This window comes from Pseudomonas sp. PDM31, from assembly GCF_019218965.1.
Lineage (GTDB): Bacteria > Pseudomonadota > Gammaproteobacteria > Pseudomonadales > Pseudomonadaceae > Aquipseudomonas.
In genome coordinates this window covers 426619-446002 of sequence record NZ_JAHUWS010000003.1, presented here as the reverse complement: position 1 = coordinate 446002, position 19384 = coordinate 426619, and the positions used below count along the sequence as shown (strand labels likewise).

Sequence of the window (19384 nt, the reverse complement as noted above, 5' to 3'; positions counted from 1 at the left end):
GCGTGGTGGGCAGCTGCTGAGGTTGTTAGCGGGCGAGCAGAGCTTCAAAGGTGGTTTTCTTCACCCGAGGCCTTCGGCTGACTCTACCGGCCTCCCTCTCACTCAGATCAATGGCCAGCCATTCAAGCAGCGTGACCAGTTGTGGCTGACGTTTCGCAAGCACTGCAGCAATAGCGCCCTCATCGAGAACGCCTGCGTTTAGTCGCCCTGAGGTAAAGTCCTCAATCAATGCGCGAACCGTATCCCTGGCGCATTTTTTGTTGCTGCCAATGATTCCCCGTGGGCCCCGCTTGATCCATCCGGTGACATACGCACCGAGAACAGCGAAATCCTCGGCGTTGCATACTCGACCATCCACGTTGCGAATCACGCCATTTCGGTCGTCGTAAGGGAGCCCTGGAAATGGGCGGCCACGATAGCCGATGGATCGAAGAATCAGTCCAGCCGGGATCATCGCTTCGGTGCCGTTTGCACGAGCGACCTGACCACCGTTGCCGGCGTCTTCCATGTGGTTGAGTGCGATACGCAGGTGCTCAGCTTTATCTGCGCCTAGCACCTCCAGCGGGGAGGCGAGGAAGCGCAAAACGATGCTTTTCCCCGCATTCGCGGCCTCCTTGGTGCGCAGCTGGCGCAAAGTGCGTACTTTGCGTCGCGACTCCCAGTCAACACCTACACTACACATTTCATCGTCCGAAGGAAGATGAGCACCTTCTATCTTCACAGCGACACCGGGCAGGTGTGCCAACTCTTCGAGTTCTGGATTGTTAAACGCTCCGTACACGGCATCACGGCGCCCCAAAATCACCACTTCCTGGATTGCACTGGTCTCCAGGGCGCGTAGCGCGTGGTTGGCGATATCGGTTTTTTCAAGCGCCTCGATGGGTAAGGTAAGAATGCGTGCTACGTCTAATGCGACATTGCCATTACCGACGATCACGGCGGTGGTGTGTGAGAAGTCGAACGTCAGATGGCTGTAATCGGGATGGCCGTTGTACCAGGCGACGAATTCCCGCGCAGAATGGCTACCCGGCAGGTTTTCACCGGATATGTTCATACGCGTGTCATCGTCTGCACCCACTGCGTAAATCACTGCGTGATACCAGGTATGCAGCTCTGCACTGGTTACTTCGCGGCCAATTGCAACGTTGCCAAAGAAGCGTACACAAGGGTGCTTCAGCAGGGCGCTGAACAATCGATCAATCACCAATTTTTTTTCCGGGTGATCTGGCGCAACAGCCGCACGAACCAGACCCCAAGGCGTAGGCAGCCGTTCATAGATATCGATTCGGACATCCAGGTCATGGCGTTCCAGCAGATGCTGCACCGCATACAATCCAGACGGTCCTGCACCCACGATGGCCACCCGCAGTGGCAACTTTATGTCGCTCATTGGCCACACTCGACAAAGTACTCGTGGTTTATCCGGGCGTAATGCCGCCACTTTGGAGGCAGGCGATCGCTTTCATAGATCGCCAGTACAGGACACGCATCAAGGCAAACTGCACAGTCGACACACACTGTTGGATTGATGTACATCTGCGTGACATTCTCGAAGTCAGCGTCATCAGGACCAGGGCTGATGGCACCTACCGGGCAGATTTCCACGCAGGAATAATCCGCCACACACGGGGCTGCAATCACGTAGGCCATAGAGCATCACCTTATTGGATTTATTGGTGGAAACTTCAGTTTTGGCTAAGAGGAAACGATAATGTCAACTAGTTTACAATCTGTCCAGCGCTTGTGCTTTTCGCTGCCTGGGATGGTAATTTTTGAGAGTCAGCATGAGCAATGACGTGGAGCTGGACCCCATCAACCGTCTCAAAGTAGCGGTGTTCAAACTGAGCGGTTTGCTACAGGAAGAGAACGAAAACTATCTGAACCAGCGAAATTTGACGGTATCCCGAGTTCGGGTCCTAGGGGTGTTGACGCGTGCGGGTCAGGCACTGACCATTCCCCAGATTGCCCATGAAATGGGGCAGACGCGCCAGGGGGTCGGGCGATTGGTCAACCTGCTGGTGAAGGATGGTTTCCTGGAGCTGAAGGACAACCCGCAGCACCGAAAATCAAACCTGGTAGACATGAGCGGCAGCGGAGTAGATATCTACAACTCGTTACGCCATGAGGATTTGCAAGAGATGCCATCGAGGCACTACCCGATCAGCGAACAACAAGCCCTCCAGGCGCTGAGCATCCTTGAGGCATTTATCGGTCATCTTGAGCAATAGAGAAAGAACCACGAGAGTGACGAGTCCATTCGCTCCGTCAACATTTATCACCCCGTACAACCGACAAGGAAATGCCCATGGAACTGCTCGAAACTCTGGTCGCCGAACGTGACATTCGCCACCTGATCGCACGCTATGCGCAATTGGCTGATGACCCGGACACGACCGGTTTTGCGGCGCTGTTTGCTACCGACGGTGTTCTCTCACTGCCTGGGAAGCAGTGCGTAGGTCATACCGAAATCGAGCAATGGCTGCAGGCCACGTTGAAAGCCGGCAAGGCCCGCCATCTCTTCATGAATCCGCTCATCGAAGTCACTTCTCCCATACACGCCTCTGGCAGCATGGACATGCTGGTCCTTCGCGCCGGAGACTCAGGCTGGGCTCTGGCTGCCACCTTGCGCTACACGGACCGTTATGTGCATACCGAGCAAGGCTGGAAGTTTGCCGAGCGCAAGCTTCAACCCATGATGCCGTGAGTTTCACCGCCGACGGTCATCGTACGTTGCGCATGCGGTAGCTAGCTTCACCTGAGTGACACTTACCGCATCGGTGCTGGCTGGCGCTGCTCGGCGCACAGCCAACAGCATGATCAATCAACTCGCCGCAAGCTGATGCACTTGCTGACCGATATTGCGCCCCTCGACCAACGAGTTGATGGCTTCATGCAGGTTTTCCAGCCCCTGGACCACGTTGTAGGGCTGAACAAGCTTGCCTTCGCGGTACCACTGCCCCACCTGGGCCATGAACTCGGGCAGCCTGTGATAGTGCACATGAGCCAGAAAGCCACGCACCTCTAGCTGTCGGTTCACCACAGTCATGAGATTGGCCCCGGGGACCTCGCCCCCACCGCTGTACTGCGCCACCTGCCCACACATTGCCACTCGACCGAAATCACGCAATAGCGCGAACGCTACTTGCTGGACTACCCCCCCTACATTCTCAAAATAACTGTTCACACCTTGCGGGCATGCCTGTGCCAGGCGCTCGGTAAAGTCGGCGGCCCGGTAATCCACGCAGTCATCGAAGCCGAACTGCTCGCGAACGTATTGGCACTTGGTCGCACCGCCGGCAATACCAACAACTCGCGCCCCCAGGGCCTTGGCAAACTGACCGGCAGCACTGCCCACCGCTCCGGCCGCGGCAGAAATCAACACAGTCTCACCGGGTACCGGACGACAAATATCGGTGATACCCAGCCAGGCGGTGAATCCGGTGATTCCCAGAATGCCCAGGTAGTGCAGCGGCTCCCGAACGTCTGGCTCTAGCACCTGAAGCCCTACACAGCGGTTCGGATCGATGCGCTGGTAGCGCTGGCGCGTGCCGCCGAACAAACGTACCAGCACTCCTTCGCCGTATTCATCCGAACGACTGCTGACAACCCGGCCAATACTGGCAGAAGCAGGCAAACGATCTCCCGGCTGCACAGTGAAAACATACCCCGATGCACTGTCCAGCATGCCGCGGCTTCCGGCATCGATGGTCTGATAAAGAATTTCTAGCAGAATTTGTCCGGGCCGCAGTTCGGGTGCAGGTTCAGTGACCAGATCAAAAGTATCCGCTGGCAGTACTCCGGGATCCGGAACGCGGTTCAGACGGACAATGATGTTGTCAGGCATCGATGACAGGGGCATTTGCCACCTCCAATTGTATTTATTGTGCGAATTGTATATATGATAATGCGTCAACGTAAAAAAGCGGATTTTTCCCACCCGTAAAGTGTGATCCGGGCCGCAGCCCCAGTACTGCATGGATTTTTAGGCGAGCAACTGAAAAAATTGACGGGAAAGAATTTGCTTAATCATACAGCTCATTGATATGATAATTTCATCAGCACTTGCCATGCCCGCCTGGGGTGAGTGGACCACAACATGAGAGCACGCTTATGACGCTTGACCTTGCATTGAGAATCCGCAGCGTACTTGCGCTTGCCCCGGAATCGCCGGCACTGGAGTACAAGCAGCGCTGGTACTCATGGGCCGAGATGTCATCTTTGATGACTCAAGCCAATGACCTGCTGACCAATGCAGGCCTGGGTGAAGGTGCACCGATAGGCATCCTGCTGCGCAATCGCCCAGCCCACGTAACCGTGTTGTTGCAAATCCTGGCTTCACGGCGCTGTGTCGTGACCCTCAACCCTTTTCAATCGGCCGAAAAGATTGCCCATGACCTGGAAGCGACCCAGATCGGCGCACTGATTGCCGATGAGCAGGACTGGCAGGCACCCGCACTTCAAGCTGCCGCACAAGCCAAGGGCTGCCTGGGCCTGAGCATAAGCAGTGGCGACACCTTGACCGTCGCGCCCCAACCGGGAGTAGGCATCAAACTTGATCCTGCCACCCTGCCCGACCTGCGTGAAACGGCGGTCATGATGCTCTCGAGTGGTACCACAGGCCCCGCCAAACGCATCGCGCTGCCCTACGCCAAATTCGAAGCCTCGCTGTCCGATGCGGCGCATTACGAAGCAGGCAAGGCCACCAATGGCCTGACCCTGAAAACAAGCCCGGCCATGCTCACCATACCCTTGGTGCACATCGGGGGGATGTACTTCGCCGTTGCAGCCATCGTCGCGGCCCGGCCGATAGTGATCCTCGAGAAATTCTCAGTTCTGGAATGGAGCCAGGCGGTAGCAACCTATCGCCCGAAAATGGTTTCGTTGCCACCGACAGCCATTCGCATGATCCTCGATGCCGATGTAGCCAAGAGCGACATCGACAGCCTGCTGGCAATTCGCACCGGCAGCGCTCCTCTTGACCCGGCAATGCAGATCGAGTTCGAAAATCGCTACGACATTCCATTGCTCGATGCCTATGGCGCCACAGAGTTCGCCGGTGCAGTGGCTGGCTGGAGTCTGCGCGATCACAGAGAGTTTGCTCAGCACAAGCGCGGTTCGGTAGGACGCGCCCAACCCGGTTGCGAAGTTCGAATCATCGACCTGGTGACCCACGAGGTGATAGACAACAACAATATCGGGCTGCTGGAAGTGCGCTCGGCACAGGTCGACGCTACCCGCTGGGTACGCACCACTGACCTTGCCGAAATCGACGATGATGGTTTCATCTTCATTCGTGGACGCTCCGACTCGGCCATCATCCGTGGCGGCTTCAAGGTACTGCCACGGGATGTCGAGCACGTGCTGCGCGAACATCCGGCAGTCAAGGAAATCTGCGTAGTTGGCCTGCCTGACCCTCGCTTGGGTGCGGTGCCGGTTGCCGCACTGGAAGTCCGTCCGGGGGTCGATCTGGACGAAAACCAGCTCATCGCGTTTGCCCGGGAAAAACTGGTGGCCTATCAGGTTCCGGTGCGCTGGATGGTGGTCGACAACTTGCCACGAACGCCGTCACTGAAAATCAGCCAGCACGAAGTGCGCCAGTTGTTCACCGCACCCGAAGCTGTCGCACAAACCGCCGTCTGAAACCACCCACCAGGCCGTCCGGAGGGACCCATGTCCGAGCAAGTGCTGCTGCAAGACCTTGAAGACGGCGTTCTGACGCTGACCTTCAACCGACCCGAACGATTGAATGCCTTCAACCCGCCGTTGATGCGCGCGTTTACCGAAGCGGTTGGCCAGGCGAACAAAAACCCCGAAGCCCGGGTCATCGTCATCCGTGGCGCCGGGCGTGGGTTCTGTGCCGGTGGTGATTTGGCTGGAAAGCCAAAAAAAGATCCATCCGAGCAGTCTGAACCGAAACCGGAAAAGCCAAAGGCACCCGATAGCCTGGCCACTCGGATCGACTGGTTACGCGGCAACATGGACGCCACTCGCCAATTGTTCGAGATGCCCAAGCCGACCATCGCCATGATCCGCGGCGCCACCGTTTCGGTCGGTATGGCCATCGCAGCGGCGTGCGACTTTCGGGTTGTTTCCGACAACGCCAGTTTCATGACCGGCTTCGCCAAGGCCGGGTTGTCCGGTGACTATGGTGTCAGTTATTTCCTCACCCGCCTGCTGGGTACCGCCAAGACCCGCGAGTTAATGCTGCTGGGAGAACGCTTCGACGCTGCCGAAGCCCTGCGAATCGGTTATGCCTCGCGACTGGTGACCGATGCAGAACTGGAAGACAGCACCTATGCCTTGGCGCGGCAACTCGCCGCGGGCTCCTCGATCGTCCAACGCTACATCAAGCAGAACCTCAATGCTGCGATGGAGATGTCATTGCCGACATCTCTGGACCTGGAGGCGACCCTTAACGTCCTCAGCGCCCAAACCAACGACCACAAAGAAGCTGTGCGCGCTTTCATCGAGCGCCGCGACCCGGTTTTCAGCGGTAGCTGAACCTCACTCGACTACGCGAAGAACAGACGGAGATATCATGTCCGAGCAGACCCTGACCGAAGATTTCAAGAAAGCCACCGCCTACGAACTGACTGACCACGATATCGAGCGCGCCAAGCTGATGCTGCACGTCGACCTCGCCAGTCGCGACCAGGAACAGATCGGTACCGCCTCGATCGACAACATTCGCTCGTTCGCTTATTCCTGCGGCAGCGACAACCCGCTGTTCTGCAACCCCGATCATGCTGCCAGCAGCCGTTGGGGCTCGGTGATCGCGCCATCAATGATGGCGGGTGTGATCAACCGGCCAATGCTCGGAGATCCGCTGCCCGAAGAGCTCAAGGCAGCGACCAAGAGCCTGTTCCGCGGTATTCACATGTTCATCTCCGGTGGCGAGTGGACGTTCTACCGCCCTATCTTCCCGGGCGACACACTCTATAGCTTCGGTGGCGAGGATGGCCTGGAGGTCAAGCAGTCGGAGTTCGCTGGCCGTTCGGTCACGCGCTTCAACAGTCAGGTCAAGGTGAACCAGCGTGGTGAGGTCGTTTCGGTCTATCGTTACCGGGCAATCCTTACCGAACGCAAGAAGGCCCGCGAAACTGGCAAGTACAAGGACATCCAGCCAGCCACTTACACCGAAGAAGACCTGGCGCGCATCGATGAAGTCTATTCGGCCGAACGCTCGCGCGGTGCCGAACCCCTGTATTTCGAAGACCTGGAAATTGGCAGTGCACTGCCGGGTGGTGCCAGTGGTCCACTGACGGTCACCGACGTGGTCAACTTCCACGGTGGCGGCTATGGCTGGGTCCCTTATGGTCTGCGCAGCGGCCGGATGTGGAATAACAACCGCAAGCGCATTGCCCCCTTCTACGTCAAGAATGCCTACGGCATCCCGGACGTTGCACAGCGCCTGCACTGGGACAGCGAATGGGCCCAGGCGATTGGCAACCCAATGGCGTACGACTATGGCGTCATGCGCGAGAACTACCTGTTCCGCTACCTCACCGACTGGGTCGGCGATAACGGCTGGGTCTTCAAGCAGTACGACGAGATCCGCAAGTTCAACTACATGGGCGACACCCAGTTCATCAGCGGTGAAGTGGTCGGCAAGCGTGTGGAGAACGGCCTCAACCTGGTAGATGTCAAGGTGAAGATGACCAACCAGCGCGGTGAAGACACTGTGTTGTGCGATGCAGTGGTCGCCCTCCCAAGCCGTGATGGCGCCTTGGTACTGCCACCTGTGCCCCTCGAACTGCAAACCCGCGCCTCGAAGATGATGGCACGGCACTGGGAGCTGCTGGCCGGGAAGCGCAAGCCATGAGCAGCAACGGCTTTCTCGACACCCCCGAACTGCTCGCCTTCCGTGCGCAAGTCGAGGCATTCCTGGCAGCTCACTGGCAACCCGTGAAGGGACCGGAACGTGCTGCCAATGAGCGGGCCTTTCGACTGCTGGCCACCGAGCACGGCTATCTGTATCGCAACGTGCCAAAAGCCTACGGCGGTTCAGAGCAACCGGCCGATATCCTGAAGGCACAAATTATTCAGGAGGTTTTCAACCGTGTCCGGGCACCGTTGGAAGTGCCTGGCGTTGGCTACGGCATGCTGGTGCCCACCTTGCTGGGGTGTGGCGAGGAATGGCAAAAACGCCAGTTCGTCCCACCTACGCTTAGTGGTGAGATCCGCTGGGCCCAGGGTTACAGTGAACCGAACTCGGGTTCAGACCTAGCCTCAATCCGCACCAAGGCGCGCCTTGAAGGCGATGAGTGGGTCATTGATGGCCAGAAAATCTGGAGCTCCGGCGCGGACAAGGCTCATTACCTGTTCATGCTGGCGCGCACCGAGCCTGAGGCCTCCAAGCACGCTGGCATCTCCTATCTGCTGGTTGACCTGCGGCAGCCTGGCGTGACCATCCGCCCGCTGCGGCAGATCAACGGCAGCGAGGAGTTCAGCGAAATCTTCTTTGATGGCGCTCGTACTCCGGCCAACTGGATCGTAGGTCAGCGCGGCGAAGGCTGGAAAGTCTCCAAGACCACGCTGTCAGCCGAACGCGCCGGTTTTATCGGCGCCGCCGAAGGGTCGGTGACCTTGCATCGCAAGTTGGTAGAGCTGGCCGGCCGTTGCCAGTACCACGGTCGCCCGGCCATCGAGGAGCCCCGCATCCAGGACCGTCTAATTGTTCTGGAAGGCATGGTCAGCGCCCATTACCACAATATGCAGCGCCAGTTCGCCCAACGCCTGGCCGGACAGGATGCCGGTAGCGTGGCGTTGATGAACAAACTGATCGTTACCCGCATCGCCGCAGAAGTGGCCGATATCGCCCGAGATGTTCTCGGCGACGACTTCATGCTTTCGCCATTTGGCCGTGAAGCCGAAGCAGGGCCGGAAAAATGGCTCAACCAGTACTTGGGCTCGCTGGGCATTGCCATTGCCGGCGGCACTTCCAATATTCAACGCAATGTCATCGCCGAACGCGGTCTGGGTTTGCCCCGCGATCCGGCGATGGCATCTTGAAGGCGAAACAGCCATGAATTACCTGCTCAATGATGACCAGACGGCTTTCGTCGATACCGCCCGCAAATTCCTCTCCGAACACGCCGAGCCGTTGTTTTTGCACCGCATCGCAGATCGCCATGGCGACTGGCAGCAGGACCTCGCTGACCTCTGGCAAGCGTTTGCCGAACTGGGGTTCGCCAGTCTGTTGATCGCCGAAGACGATGGCGGCATCGGTCTTTCGCTGTTCGACGCCGCGTTGATCAACGAAGTGATCGGTGCGAGCGCAGCGCCGCTGCCGTTCATTGCCCATCAGCTCTGCTGCCTGGCCATTGCCCAAGCCGGCAGTGCCGAACAGAAAGCCCGCTGGCTGCCGCTCCTGGCCAGTGGTGAACTGGTTGGTAGTGTCGCCCTGCTGGGCCGACCGGGCTGCTACCAGCCCGATAGCTGGCAGGCCGAGGCAGGCGGTGAACAGACCCTGACGCTGGGCAATCTGGAGGTTTGCGGTAGTCAATTGCCGACGCTGATCGTGACCGGCCTGGCCGGCGGCGGTCTGGGCCTGATCGATCCACAAGCACCAAGCCTGGTACGGCGGGACAAACCCTGCGTCGACCCCATCGGATTTCTCGCCGACTTCCAGGTCAATGAACGTGATATCCAGCCGCTTGCGGCAGGCAAAACCTGCAGCCAGACGGTGGTTGATGCTGGCCTGACCCTGCAAGCCGCACAGGCGACTGGTGGTATCGGCAAATGCGTAGAGCTGTCAGCCGAATATGCCAAGATACGCGAACAGTTCGGTGTGCCGATCGGCCAGTTCCAGGCCGTAAAGCACCAAATAGCCGAAATTGCCCTGGACGGCGAACCCAACCGCCCCCTGGTCTGGCACGCAGCCCAGTGTGTCGCTTCCAGCGCACCTGGCGCCAGCCGTCACGCCGCTCTCGCCAAAGCCCATCTGGCCGATGCCTACCTTCGCGTAGCGCGCAAGACCATTGAGCTGCATGGCGGTTTTGGCTACACCTGGGAGGCCGACCTGCACCTGTACCTCAAACGTGCCATGTTCCTTTCGGCGCATCTTGGTAGTGCCCTGAGCCTGCGCCAGTACCTGGCAGGCAACCGTTGATCCGTATTTAAAATCAGAATCGGCGGCCAATGGCACGCCAACGAAGTCTTTGACAGGAGAGTTACCATGCGCCCATTCATATTCAGCTGCGACGCCCATATCGTCGAACCAGCAGACCTGTTCACCGCCAACCTGCCTGATCATTTGCAGCAATGGGCACCCAATGTGGCGATCGACGGTGAGAAAAAACTGCGCCTGAACCGCCTTGGCGAAGTGACCCAATTCAAGATCCCGCTCGGCTTCCATAGCCACAAAGTCGGAGAGTCGGACGACCTCGTCGACATCCGCCGCCTGGGCACCCGAGAACTCAAAGCGCGCTTCGCCGACATGGAGCGCGATGGCGTCGATGCTGAACTGGTATTCCCCAGCCTTGGTCTGTTGATCTCCCGCATCACCGATGCCGAAGCCTCCCGCGAATGCGCTCGTCTCTACAACGACTGGGCCTGGGGCTACGTCGAGGGTGTGCGCTCCAAACTGGTGCCAGCAGCGGTCATTCCTCTTGTAAACCTTGAAGACGGTATTGCGGAACTCAAACGCATCATCGCCATCGGCTTTCGAGCGGTAATGATGCCAACCGTCAACTTCGACTCGATCCAGGCCTTCAACGATCCAGCGTGGGACGAGTTCTTCGCTTTGTGTGGCGAGGCAGGCATTCCATTGGCTTTCCACACCGGCGTGGGCAACGTCAACCTGCGCGCTCTGCGCGGACCGGGTGGCGCACTGTTCAACTATTCGCGGCAAATGAACGACGCCGTTGACGTGATCAGCGCCTTGGTGGGCGGTGGCGTTCTGGACCGCAATCCCAATGCCCACATTCTGTTCGTTGAGGCCGGTGCCGGATGGTTGTTGGGGCTGGCTGAGCGGATGGATGAAGTGTACGTAGGTCATGCGCCGTCGATCCATCCCAAACTGGCGCGCATGCCCGGTCAGATCGTCCGCGATCAGGTGCACTGCTCGTTCCAGAACGACCTGGGCTGCCTGCTGACGGCCAAAGGGTTAACCATCGAGAACTTCCTGTTCGCCACCGATTACCCCCACAGCGAGGGCACCTTCCCTTACTCGCGCGAGTTGGTAGAAGGCATGTTCGAACACGTGCCGCACTTCACCGATGCCGACAAGGCTGCGGTACTGGGCCTCAATGCCGCGAGGATGTTCGGTATCGACCCCAAAACCGTACACGAGGAAACCGCACGGGCACTGTCGGCCTGAGCCTTATACACATGGGGTGCACACCGCACCCCATGACGAACGTATCGGCAACCAGAATTTGCGGGGCACAGGAACTTCCACAGTGAAGAACGTTGCCCAACAACTATTATAAAAATATAGTTGATTAAGAGCAGTCTCCAACAATAACAACGCGACAAATCATCGAGGATGAAGCATGGCCTACGCAGCTTCCACCGACCCGACGCTGCCCTTGGCGGGCATGCGCGTTGTCGAACTGGCCGACGGCAAGACGGACATGGCCGGGCGATTGCTGGCCGATCTGGGCGCCGAGGTCATCCTGGTCGAACCGCCAGAAGGCATCGCCAGCCGTCACATTGCTCCGATTTTCCAGGGTACCAGCCTGTACTTCGCCACCCATCATGCCAACAAGCGCAGCCTAGTGCTGGACTTGCACGCCGACACCGACAAATCAGCCTTCATCGACCTGCTGTCCAGCACCGACCTGCTGCTCGACGGAACCGGTCCTGGCGCTCTGGCGCAGTTGGGCCTGGCGGTGGACGAACTGCGCAACCGCTATCCTGGCCTGGTAGTACTGTCGATCAGCGATTTTGGCCTTACCGGCCCCTACAGCAATTATCAAGCCAGCCACGCCGTGCATGCGGCGCTCAGCGGTGTGCTCTGCCGCTCCGGCAAACCCGGGCACATACCGCTGTTGCCACCGGTCAAGCTGTGCTGGGAATCAGCGGCGATTCAGGCCGCCTGGGCCGCATTGCTCGGCCACTGGCAGCGGGTCAAGACCGGATGCGGCGATCACTTGGACCTCTCCATTCACGAAGCGATCGCCCAGGTGATGGACCCAGGCCTTGGTGTCACTGGCAGCGCCCAGGCCGGCAAGTCAGCACTAGACTCCACCAGCCATGACCGGCCAGTGGCCGTTGCGTTGTACCCGATCATCGCCTGCAAAGATGGTTACGTCCGTATTGCCACACTCAATCCTCGGCAGTGGGAAGGTTTGCGAGATTGGCTGGGGCCTAACCATGAGTTTCATAACCCGCAATACCTCAGCCTCGCCAAGCGCAGGCTCAAAAGTGCTGAGATCAATGCCCTGACCAGCGAGTTGTTCGCCCGCCATACCGCAGCTGAACTCTTGCTCACAGGCCAGCAACACGGCGTGCCAATCGCAATCGTTTCCGAGCCTTCTCAGGTTCTCGAAGACGTGCACTTCCAGGCTCGCGGCGCCTTCGTGCCGCTGCAACTGAGCGAGGGCGTTCGCGGTCAAGTGCCGTCCGGTTACCTTGAGCTCGATGGTCGACGCGCAGGTATCCGCCATACTGCGCCGGCTCTGGGCGCCGATACCGATGCGCTGCTGGGTGAGTCGGACCAGGCCAAAAAACATGCCGGCAGCCGTGAACAACCATTCATGCGTCGCCCGCTTGAGGGCCTGCGCGTCCTAGACTTGGGCGTGATCGTCGCCGGCGCCGAAGCCGGTCGCCTGATGGCCGACCAGGGCGCAGAAGTCATCAAGATCGAGAACCGGGCGTTCCCTGACGGCGGTCGTCAATCGAGCACCGGCACCCCCATGACCCCTTCGATTGCCCAAGGCCACCGTAACAAGCGCAGCCTGGGCGTCAACCTGCGCAGCGAAACCGGCCGCGACCTGTTCAAGCAACTGGTGGCCAAGTCCGATGTAGTGTTGTCAAACTTCAAACCCGGTACGCTGGACTCGCTGGGTCTGGGTTACGAGGTACTCAAGCAGATCAACCCCGGCATCGTCGTCCTCGACAGCAGCGCGATGGGCAATACCGGACCGCAAAGTCGCACGCCCGGTTACGGGCCGCTGGTGCGCGCCTCCACCGGTCTGACCTCGTTGTGGCGTTACCCCGATATGCCGGAGTTCTTCGGCGATGGCGTGACCATCTTCCCTGACCATACGGCCGGGCGGGTCGCGGTCATCGGTGTACTGGCGCTGCTCCTGCGACGTGAGCGTACGGGTCTTGGGGGGACTGTCAGCGTGTCCCAGGCCGAGATTTTCCTCAACAGTGCCAGTGAACAGTTCTTGCTGGAGTCCCTGCAACCGGGTTCGTTCAAGGCCCAGGGTAACCACTCGTCATGGCAAGTGCCGGACGGGGTATTCGCCTGCGCCGGAGACGATCAATGGTGCGCTGTTTCAGTCCGTGATGACGACGATTGGCAGCGCTTGCTCACTGCCATGGAGCGCCAGGACCTGTCCGGCGACAGCAGCCTTGCGACAACAGAAGGACGGCTGGCCCACCGCGAACAAGTCAATGCCCTGGTAGCGGCGTGGACGGCGCAGCGCAGCCCGCAAGCGGTCACCCAAGCGCTACAGGCAGGCGGCGTGCCGGCGGGCTTCATGCAGCGCCTGAGCGACTACCGCAGCGATCCGCACTTCGCCGCTCGCCAGTTCATACGCGAGTTGGTGCAGCCAGGCTGGCCTGAGCCGCTGCCTACTGAAAACCGTATTGTCCAGTCCCTGCATATGCCCGAGCCGACGCTCAACCCGGCGCCATTGCAGGCTGAGAACACCCGTGAACTGGCGGCCAGCCTACTTGGGCTGGCACCCGCTGACATTGATGCACTGATTAACGACGGGCACCTGGAAGACGTCGCCGCCACATCTGCCAAGGCATGACCTATAAGGATTCGATGATGACCCATCCACTGATTAACGATTCCACCCCGGTGCTGATTGGGGTCGGGCAGTACTCTGAGCGCCTGGACGATGCCGGCTATCGTCAGCTGTCACCCACCGACCTTGCCGCCGAAGCCGCAAAGGTCGCGTGCGCCGATGCACAGGGCGCAACTGAACTGGCCAGCCGCATCGACGCCATTTACGCCATTCGTACAGTCGCCGATTCAGCGCCCGCGCCGATGCGTCACTTGCGCGCGCCTTTTGGCAACCCCAACAACGTACCGGCGGCAGTGGCCAAACGACTGGGCGCCACACCTGGTGTACAGGTGTACTCCCCGGCGTGTGGCGACGAGCCGCAAAAGCTGGTGGGCGAGATATGTGAGCGCCTGCATGCCGGTGAGCTGCGCCTGGCGCTGCTATGCGGTGCCGAAGCCGCCTCGACTCAACGCGCCGCCCAAGCCGCCAAGCAAAGTCTGGACTGGGCCGAGGAATACCCCTGCGACCTGGATGATCGTCATTGGAACGTGGGCGCCATGCGTACCAAGTACATGAACGACCAGAACATGATCATGCCGACCACGGTCTACCCGCTACTAGAGCAAGCCCGCCGCAAGCGGCTGGGACTGTCTCGCGAAGACTATGCGCTGGAAATGGGTCGACTGATGGCGCCATTCAGTGAAGTGGCGCAGGCCAACCCCCATGCCAGCAGCCAGAAACAATGGAGTGCTGAAGGAATCGCCACCGTCAGCGCGGAAAACCGTCTGATCGGCGACCCGCATCCGATCTCGGTGGTCGCCCGCGACCAGGTCAACCAGGGTGCGGCCGTGCTGTTGACCACGGTAGGCCTGGCCCGGGAGCTGGGCGTACCCGAACACAAGTGGGTTTACTTGCATGGTTACAGCGCCCTGGACGAACGCTCGGTGCTCGAACGCCAGGACCTGGGCAGCTCGCCGGCCATGGCCCTGGCCTATGAACAGGCCCTGCAGGAGGCCGGTGTCGGTATCGACGCGATCCGTTACATGGACATCTACAGTTGCTTCCCGATCGCCGTGTTCAGTGCCATCGATGCCCTGGGCCTCAAACCCAATGACCCACGTGGCCTGACCCTGACTGGCGGGCTGCCGTTCTTTGGCGGGCCAGGCAACAACTACTCGATGCACGCCCTGGCTGAAGTGGTCCAGCGCCTGCGCGCCGAGCCAGGCTCCCTGGGCCTGGTCGGTGCCAATGGCGGATTTTTGTCCACCCATGCGGTAGGGGTTTATTCCACCACACCCAAACCTTTCAAAACCTGTGACAGCCGCGCGCAACAGGCACGTATCGACGCCCTGCCCGCCCCGGCATTGACCCTGTCGCCGACTGGTTGGGCCAGCGTCGAAAGTTATACCGTGCTGCATGACAAGCAAGGGCCCAAGGAGGTCATCGTCGTCGGTCGCCTGGATCGCACCGGTGAACGCTTCGTCGCCAACAGCGTGGCCGAAGATGCTGAAGCGCTCCAGGGTTTTAGCGGCCAGGACGGCCTGGAGTTGAAAATCTGCGTACGTCTTCTACAAGGCGTCAACCGCTTTGCCATGAGTGAGACGTCCCTCGATCGACTGGTGCCACCGGCCCCCAAGCACCTGCTCGAAGCGTATGAGTTCATCAAAGTCGAGCGCCGCGGTCCGATTCTCGAGGTAATCATCAACCGCCCTGACGTCAACAATGCACTGGTCCCCGAAGCCAACGACGAACTGGACCAGATATTCAGTGCCTTCGAAGCCGACAACAGCTTGTGGATCGCAATTATCTCCGGTGCCGGTACCCGTGCCTTCTGCACCGGCAATGACCTCAAGGCTGCTTCCACCGGTCGGCGCATGTGGATGCCGCGCAATGGTTTCGGCGGTCTGACGGCGCGACTCAACCGCGAGAAACCGATCATTTGTGCGGTGAACGGTTTTGCCATGGGTGGCGGCTTCGAAATTGCCCTGGCCAGCGACCTAATTGTCGCCGACAGTGCCGCTCAGTTCGCCCTCAGCGAAGTGCGTGTAGGCTTGCTGGCCGGTGCCGGGGGCCTGCAGCGCCTGACCCGGCAGATTCCCTACAAGCAAGCGATGGAGATGATCCTTACCGGTCGCCGCGTTGGTGCAGAGGAAGGCGAGCGATTGGGCTTTATCAATCGGGTGGTACCCGAGGGCACGGCGCTACAGGCGGCCCGGGAACTCGCTGAATCGCTGCTGGAATGCTCGCCCAACAGTATCCGCCTGAGCAAGCAACTGCTCAACGAACAGGATTACTACGCCAGCGAAACCGAGGCAGTGCGCATTCCGTACAAGGCCATCGATAGAGTGGTCAACAGCGAAGACCGTATCGAAGGCACACTGGCTTTTGCGCAGAAACGCAAGCCGGCCTGGAAGAATCGCTAGTAGCGACCCCTTTCGGCGCTTTCACGGCCAAGCCGCAATGCCCGCTCCCATTTGATCTTTGTGGGAGCGGATTATGCCCGCGAATAACTGGGCAGATCAGACCTGCGCCCAGCCCGATGCTGGGCGTTCCTCTCTGTGTAAACAGGATTGCAGGGCTTTCGATCTCAACGCGGATTATCCATAGGAGAACCTTCATGCGTCATAGGCCCTTATTGGTGGGTGCACCTAATTTTCGTGATTTGGGCGGTACTGTTAGTAGAGATGGGCGGTCAATCCGCTATGGCCTGATGTTTCGATCAGAGGGGCTTTCAGAGTTAACCGGAAATGATCTTGAGGTCGCTCAAACGCTTGGTATTCGTCTGGTTTGTGATCTTCGCAGCAAACATGAGTGCGAGCGAAGCCCCTCCCGCTGGCCTTTGAACAAGGGCACTGAGATGCTACATCTCGACATTTCGGCCGACGTCCGTTCAGGGGAAGGGTCGATGGTAAAGCGGCTGTTAGACACACCGACCAGGCAAGTGGCAACAAGTGCGATGGTTTCTATCTACCGGCAATTTCCTTACGCTTTTTCTGGTAAGTTGCGAGCACTGTTTGACCGATTAATGACAGATGATGGCGTGCCAATGGTGTTCCACTGCACTGCTGGGAAGGATCGAACCGGGTTCATTTCGGCAATTTTGCTCAGTGCGTTAGGTGTTGATCGTGAAGCGATCCTGGAGGATTACCTCAAGACCGGCATCTACTGGAATGGAGTGCGCGGCGAGGCCTCACTGAAACGTTCGTTTCAAGCGTTGCCAGATGACGTACTACACCCTCTGATAGCCGTTGACGTCGCTTATCTGGATGCCGCACTTGATGAGGTGATCGAAAACTTCGGCTCAGTGGAAAATTATCTTCGCACCTGTGCCGGGATCGATGAGCATGCTGCCGGCAAACTTCGCGAGCGATTGTTGACTTAAGGAAGTCTTCAAAAAGGGACCTACGCGGCGCCCCTCGCTTTCCTGTAACTCTGCTCCAACTCCAACAGCAGCTGCGCCACCGTTGGCACCCGCTCGATCAACTCGCCGGGGTTGCCGACGTTGCTGGTGATCACTGGCAGTCGGGCCTTGCGGCACACGACGATTTCTTCAGCAAGCACCGTTTGGGGCTTGGCCCGCGAGACATTGATATTGACCGCGAATGGCGCAATGGCCTCGCCCCGCTCACCCCCTGGCGCTGCACGGCCTGCAGCTCGTCAACCTACAGCGCCAGGCCACCCTCACGCGCAGCGTTATGGGTGGGAAAGCAGCCCATGATACCTGCCTGGATTGCCGCACAGACTAACGCGCGGCTAGAAGCGATTGACATTGGCGCGGCCATCAGGGGCAAGTCGCAGGCTGACCTACAGTTCAGTTTTGTTCATGGGTGCCTCTCACTGGAGAGATGCTTTTGATCCAGCCAAGCATGGCCTGATCATGCTCATGTGAGCGCCAGCGCTCGATCGACCGCGTCGAGTACTCGTCAGTGCCGTAGCGCATGCGTTCGCTACCATCAAGGATTGCGTCGGCGATGCGCACCGCCGCCTCTTGGGCACTGATATATTGCATCCCGCGTTCAGCAAAACTTTTCAGCAGACCCTCAGCCATTGGAGCATAGTCGGGCAACTCGGCAGCGGCGGTTTTGTTCGCGCCCATGGACGTTGCCGTCAGCCCGGTGTCCACGCCGCCAGGAAGAATCTCCATGACCCGGATTCCGAAAGGATAAAGTTCAGCACGCAAGGTTTCAGAAAACTGTCCCATGGCACCTTTCGAGGCGCGATATGGACCCAGGAAAGGAAACGGCATGGCTGATGAACCCGAATTGATGTTACAGATCACCCCCTGCCCGCGTGCCCTGAGTACCGGTATGGCTCGACGGCACAACTCTACAGCGCCGAAGAAGTTGACCTCCATATAGCGACGCCACTCCTCCAGTCCAATGGACTCGACAGGTAGATTTTTCAGACGAATGCCAGCGTTGTTGATCAACACTAGCAAATCATCGGAAAACTCGAAACTGCCTGGTGCGGTCACATCCAGAACCTCGCAGCTGAGCTCCCCGGGCAGCCCCAGGCTGGCATCCAGCAATGCCTGGCGCTGGTTTTCCAACAGTATCAATGCCTGCACCGGATAGCCCCGTTTGAGGAACTCCACGGCCACGGCCAGGCCAAGGCCCTGGCCAGCACCAGTGATTGCGATCTTGCCTTTATCTAACATATCCAGTGCTCCGATAATAAATGAACATCACCGAAAACTTGCGCAGGTCATCGAGCGCTACTAGAGATCAGGAGATTCCGCCATCAACCCGAACCATGCTGCCAGTACTGAAGCTGGCAAATGGGCTCGCGAGGTACAGGGCCGCCACGATGATTTCATGGGGTTTGCCCGGTCGCCCCAGGGCATTGTCGAACTTCTCCCGGGCCTCGGCTGGCCAGGCATTGGAGATATCGGTAAGGAACGGCCCGGCCGAGAGGGTGTTGACACGGACCTTGGGACCATATTCCTTTGCCAACGATTCACTCATCGCATTCAGCGCCGCCTTGGCTCCGCAATACGGGATCACGGCCGGCAGGGGGCGCAACGCACCGGTACTGCTGACGTTGATAATCGAACCGCCCTCACCCTCGGCCATCCGAGCGCCGACCTGCGCAGCCAGACGGAACGGGCCTTTGAAGTTGACGCTGACCACCTTGTCGAACAGTTCCTCACTGGTTTCATGGGAAGGAGGTGACAGCGGTGACATTCCCGCGTTGTTAACCAGGATATCGATGCGACCAAACTGTGCGTAGGCAACTTCGAGCATGCTGTCGATGTCGCTCCATTTACCCATGTGACACGCCAGCGATAATGCCCGACGGCCCAACTCGCGAATCTGTCCGGCAACCTCCTCACAAGCCTCCAGCTTACGGCTGACAATAATCACGTCGGCACCTTGGCGTGCATAGGCCAGGGCGATTTCCTTGCCAAGGCCGCGGCTGCCACCGGTCACCAGCGCGACCTTGCCGGTCAGGTCCAGATAGTCGTTCGTGCGCATAAC

The 19384-nt window shown here is 59.1% G+C and carries 17 protein-coding genes; 11 read left to right on the top strand and 6 right to left on the bottom strand.

The genetic code is table 11. From position 1 onward, the window contains the following. Positions 1-25: 25 nt before the first annotated feature. The gene (locus tag KW839_RS08425; RefSeq protein WP_218424036.1) at positions 26-1390 is read right to left on the bottom strand and encodes an FAD-dependent oxidoreductase; all 1365 of its coding nucleotides are present in this window, start codon (positions 1388-1390) and stop codon (positions 26-28) included. Beyond that, entirely contained in the window at positions 1387-1650 is a 264-nt protein-coding gene (locus tag KW839_RS08420; RefSeq protein ID WP_218424035.1) for a 4Fe-4S dicluster domain-containing protein, read from the bottom strand. The genes KW839_RS08425 and KW839_RS08420 overlap by 4 nt, the downstream gene beginning before the upstream one ends. A 134-nt stretch (positions 1651-1784) precedes the next feature. Here KW839_RS08420 and KW839_RS08415 point away from each other — a divergent pair, with 134 nt between their 5' ends. Then, entirely contained in the window at positions 1785-2228 is a 444-nt protein-coding gene (locus KW839_RS08415) for a MarR family winged helix-turn-helix transcriptional regulator (RefSeq protein WP_218424034.1), read from the top strand. Between the two features lie 77 nt (positions 2229-2305). Beyond that, positions 2306-2704 (top strand): nuclear transport factor 2 family protein, encoded by a 399-nt coding sequence (locus tag KW839_RS08410; RefSeq protein WP_218424033.1) that lies wholly within the window; start codon positions 2306-2308, stop codon positions 2702-2704. A 117-nt stretch (positions 2705-2821) separates the two neighbouring features. Here KW839_RS08410 and KW839_RS08405 read toward each other — a convergent pair whose 3' ends face one another. Next, on the bottom strand, positions 2822-3859 hold the full coding sequence (locus tag KW839_RS08405) for an NADP-dependent oxidoreductase (protein ID WP_218424032.1): 1038 nt from the start codon (positions 3857-3859) through the stop codon (positions 2822-2824). A gap of 251 nt (positions 3860-4110) precedes the next feature. On the opposite strand from KW839_RS08405, the gene KW839_RS08400 reads away from it, so the two are divergent. From KW839_RS08400 to KW839_RS08360, 9 genes are all read left to right on the top strand, one after another. Beyond that, a complete protein-coding gene (locus KW839_RS08400; RefSeq protein WP_218424031.1) occupies positions 4111-5640 on the top strand; it encodes a class I adenylate-forming enzyme family protein in 1530 nt (509 codons plus the stop codon). Positions 5641-5670: 30 nt separating this feature from the next. Then, complete coding sequence (locus KW839_RS08395) at positions 5671-6501, top strand: enoyl-CoA hydratase (protein ID WP_218424030.1); 831 nt, start codon at positions 5671-5673, stop codon at positions 6499-6501. Positions 6502-6538: 37 nt separating this feature from the next. Next, on the top strand, positions 6539-7822 hold the full coding sequence (locus KW839_RS08390) for a MaoC family dehydratase N-terminal domain-containing protein (RefSeq protein ID WP_218424029.1): 1284 nt from the start codon (positions 6539-6541) through the stop codon (positions 7820-7822). Then, the gene (locus KW839_RS08385; protein ID WP_218424028.1) at positions 7819-9012 is read left to right on the top strand and encodes an acyl-CoA dehydrogenase family protein; all 1194 of its coding nucleotides are present in this window, start codon (positions 7819-7821) and stop codon (positions 9010-9012) included. The genes KW839_RS08390 and KW839_RS08385 overlap by 4 nt, the downstream gene beginning before the upstream one ends. A gap of 13 nt (positions 9013-9025) precedes the next feature. Next, positions 9026-10111 carry an acyl-CoA dehydrogenase family protein gene (locus tag KW839_RS08380; RefSeq protein WP_218424027.1) on the top strand — a complete coding sequence of 362 codons (1086 nt, stop codon included), beginning with the start codon at positions 9026-9028 and terminating at the stop codon, positions 10109-10111. Between the two features lie 66 nt (positions 10112-10177). Beyond that, entirely contained in the window at positions 10178-11320 is a 1143-nt protein-coding gene (locus KW839_RS08375; protein ID WP_218424026.1) for an amidohydrolase family protein, read from the top strand. Between the two features lie 175 nt (positions 11321-11495). Further along, positions 11496-13931 (top strand): CoA transferase, encoded by a 2436-nt coding sequence (locus tag KW839_RS08370; protein WP_218424025.1) that lies wholly within the window; start codon positions 11496-11498, stop codon positions 13929-13931. Positions 13932-13948: 17 nt separating this feature from the next. Next, positions 13949-16330, top strand: a complete 2382-nt coding sequence (locus tag KW839_RS08365; protein WP_218424024.1) for an enoyl-CoA hydratase-related protein — start codon at positions 13949-13951, stop codon at positions 16328-16330. Between the two features lie 194 nt (positions 16331-16524). Continuing rightward, a complete protein-coding gene (locus KW839_RS08360; protein ID WP_218424023.1) occupies positions 16525-17289 on the top strand; it encodes a tyrosine-protein phosphatase in 765 nt (254 codons plus the stop codon). A 20-nt stretch (positions 17290-17309) separates the two neighbouring features. On the opposite strand, the gene KW839_RS08355 is transcribed toward KW839_RS08360, so the two are convergent. The 3 genes from KW839_RS08355 to KW839_RS08345 all read right to left on the bottom strand — a co-directional run bounded on the left by KW839_RS08355 (position 17310) and on the right by KW839_RS08345 (position 19381). Then, positions 17310-17468, bottom strand: coding sequence for a hypothetical protein (locus KW839_RS08355; RefSeq protein WP_218424022.1), 159 nt, complete (start codon positions 17466-17468; stop codon positions 17310-17312). A 250-nt stretch (positions 17469-17718) separates the two neighbouring features. Continuing rightward, positions 17719-18564: an SDR family NAD(P)-dependent oxidoreductase gene (locus tag KW839_RS08350; protein WP_218424020.1), complete on the bottom strand. Its 846-nt coding sequence runs from the start codon at positions 18562-18564 to the stop codon at positions 17719-17721. Between the two features lie 67 nt (positions 18565-18631). Continuing rightward, positions 18632-19381, bottom strand: a complete 750-nt coding sequence (locus tag KW839_RS08345) for an SDR family NAD(P)-dependent oxidoreductase (protein WP_218424019.1) — start codon at positions 19379-19381, stop codon at positions 18632-18634. Between the last annotated feature and the right edge of the window lie 3 nt (positions 19382-19384).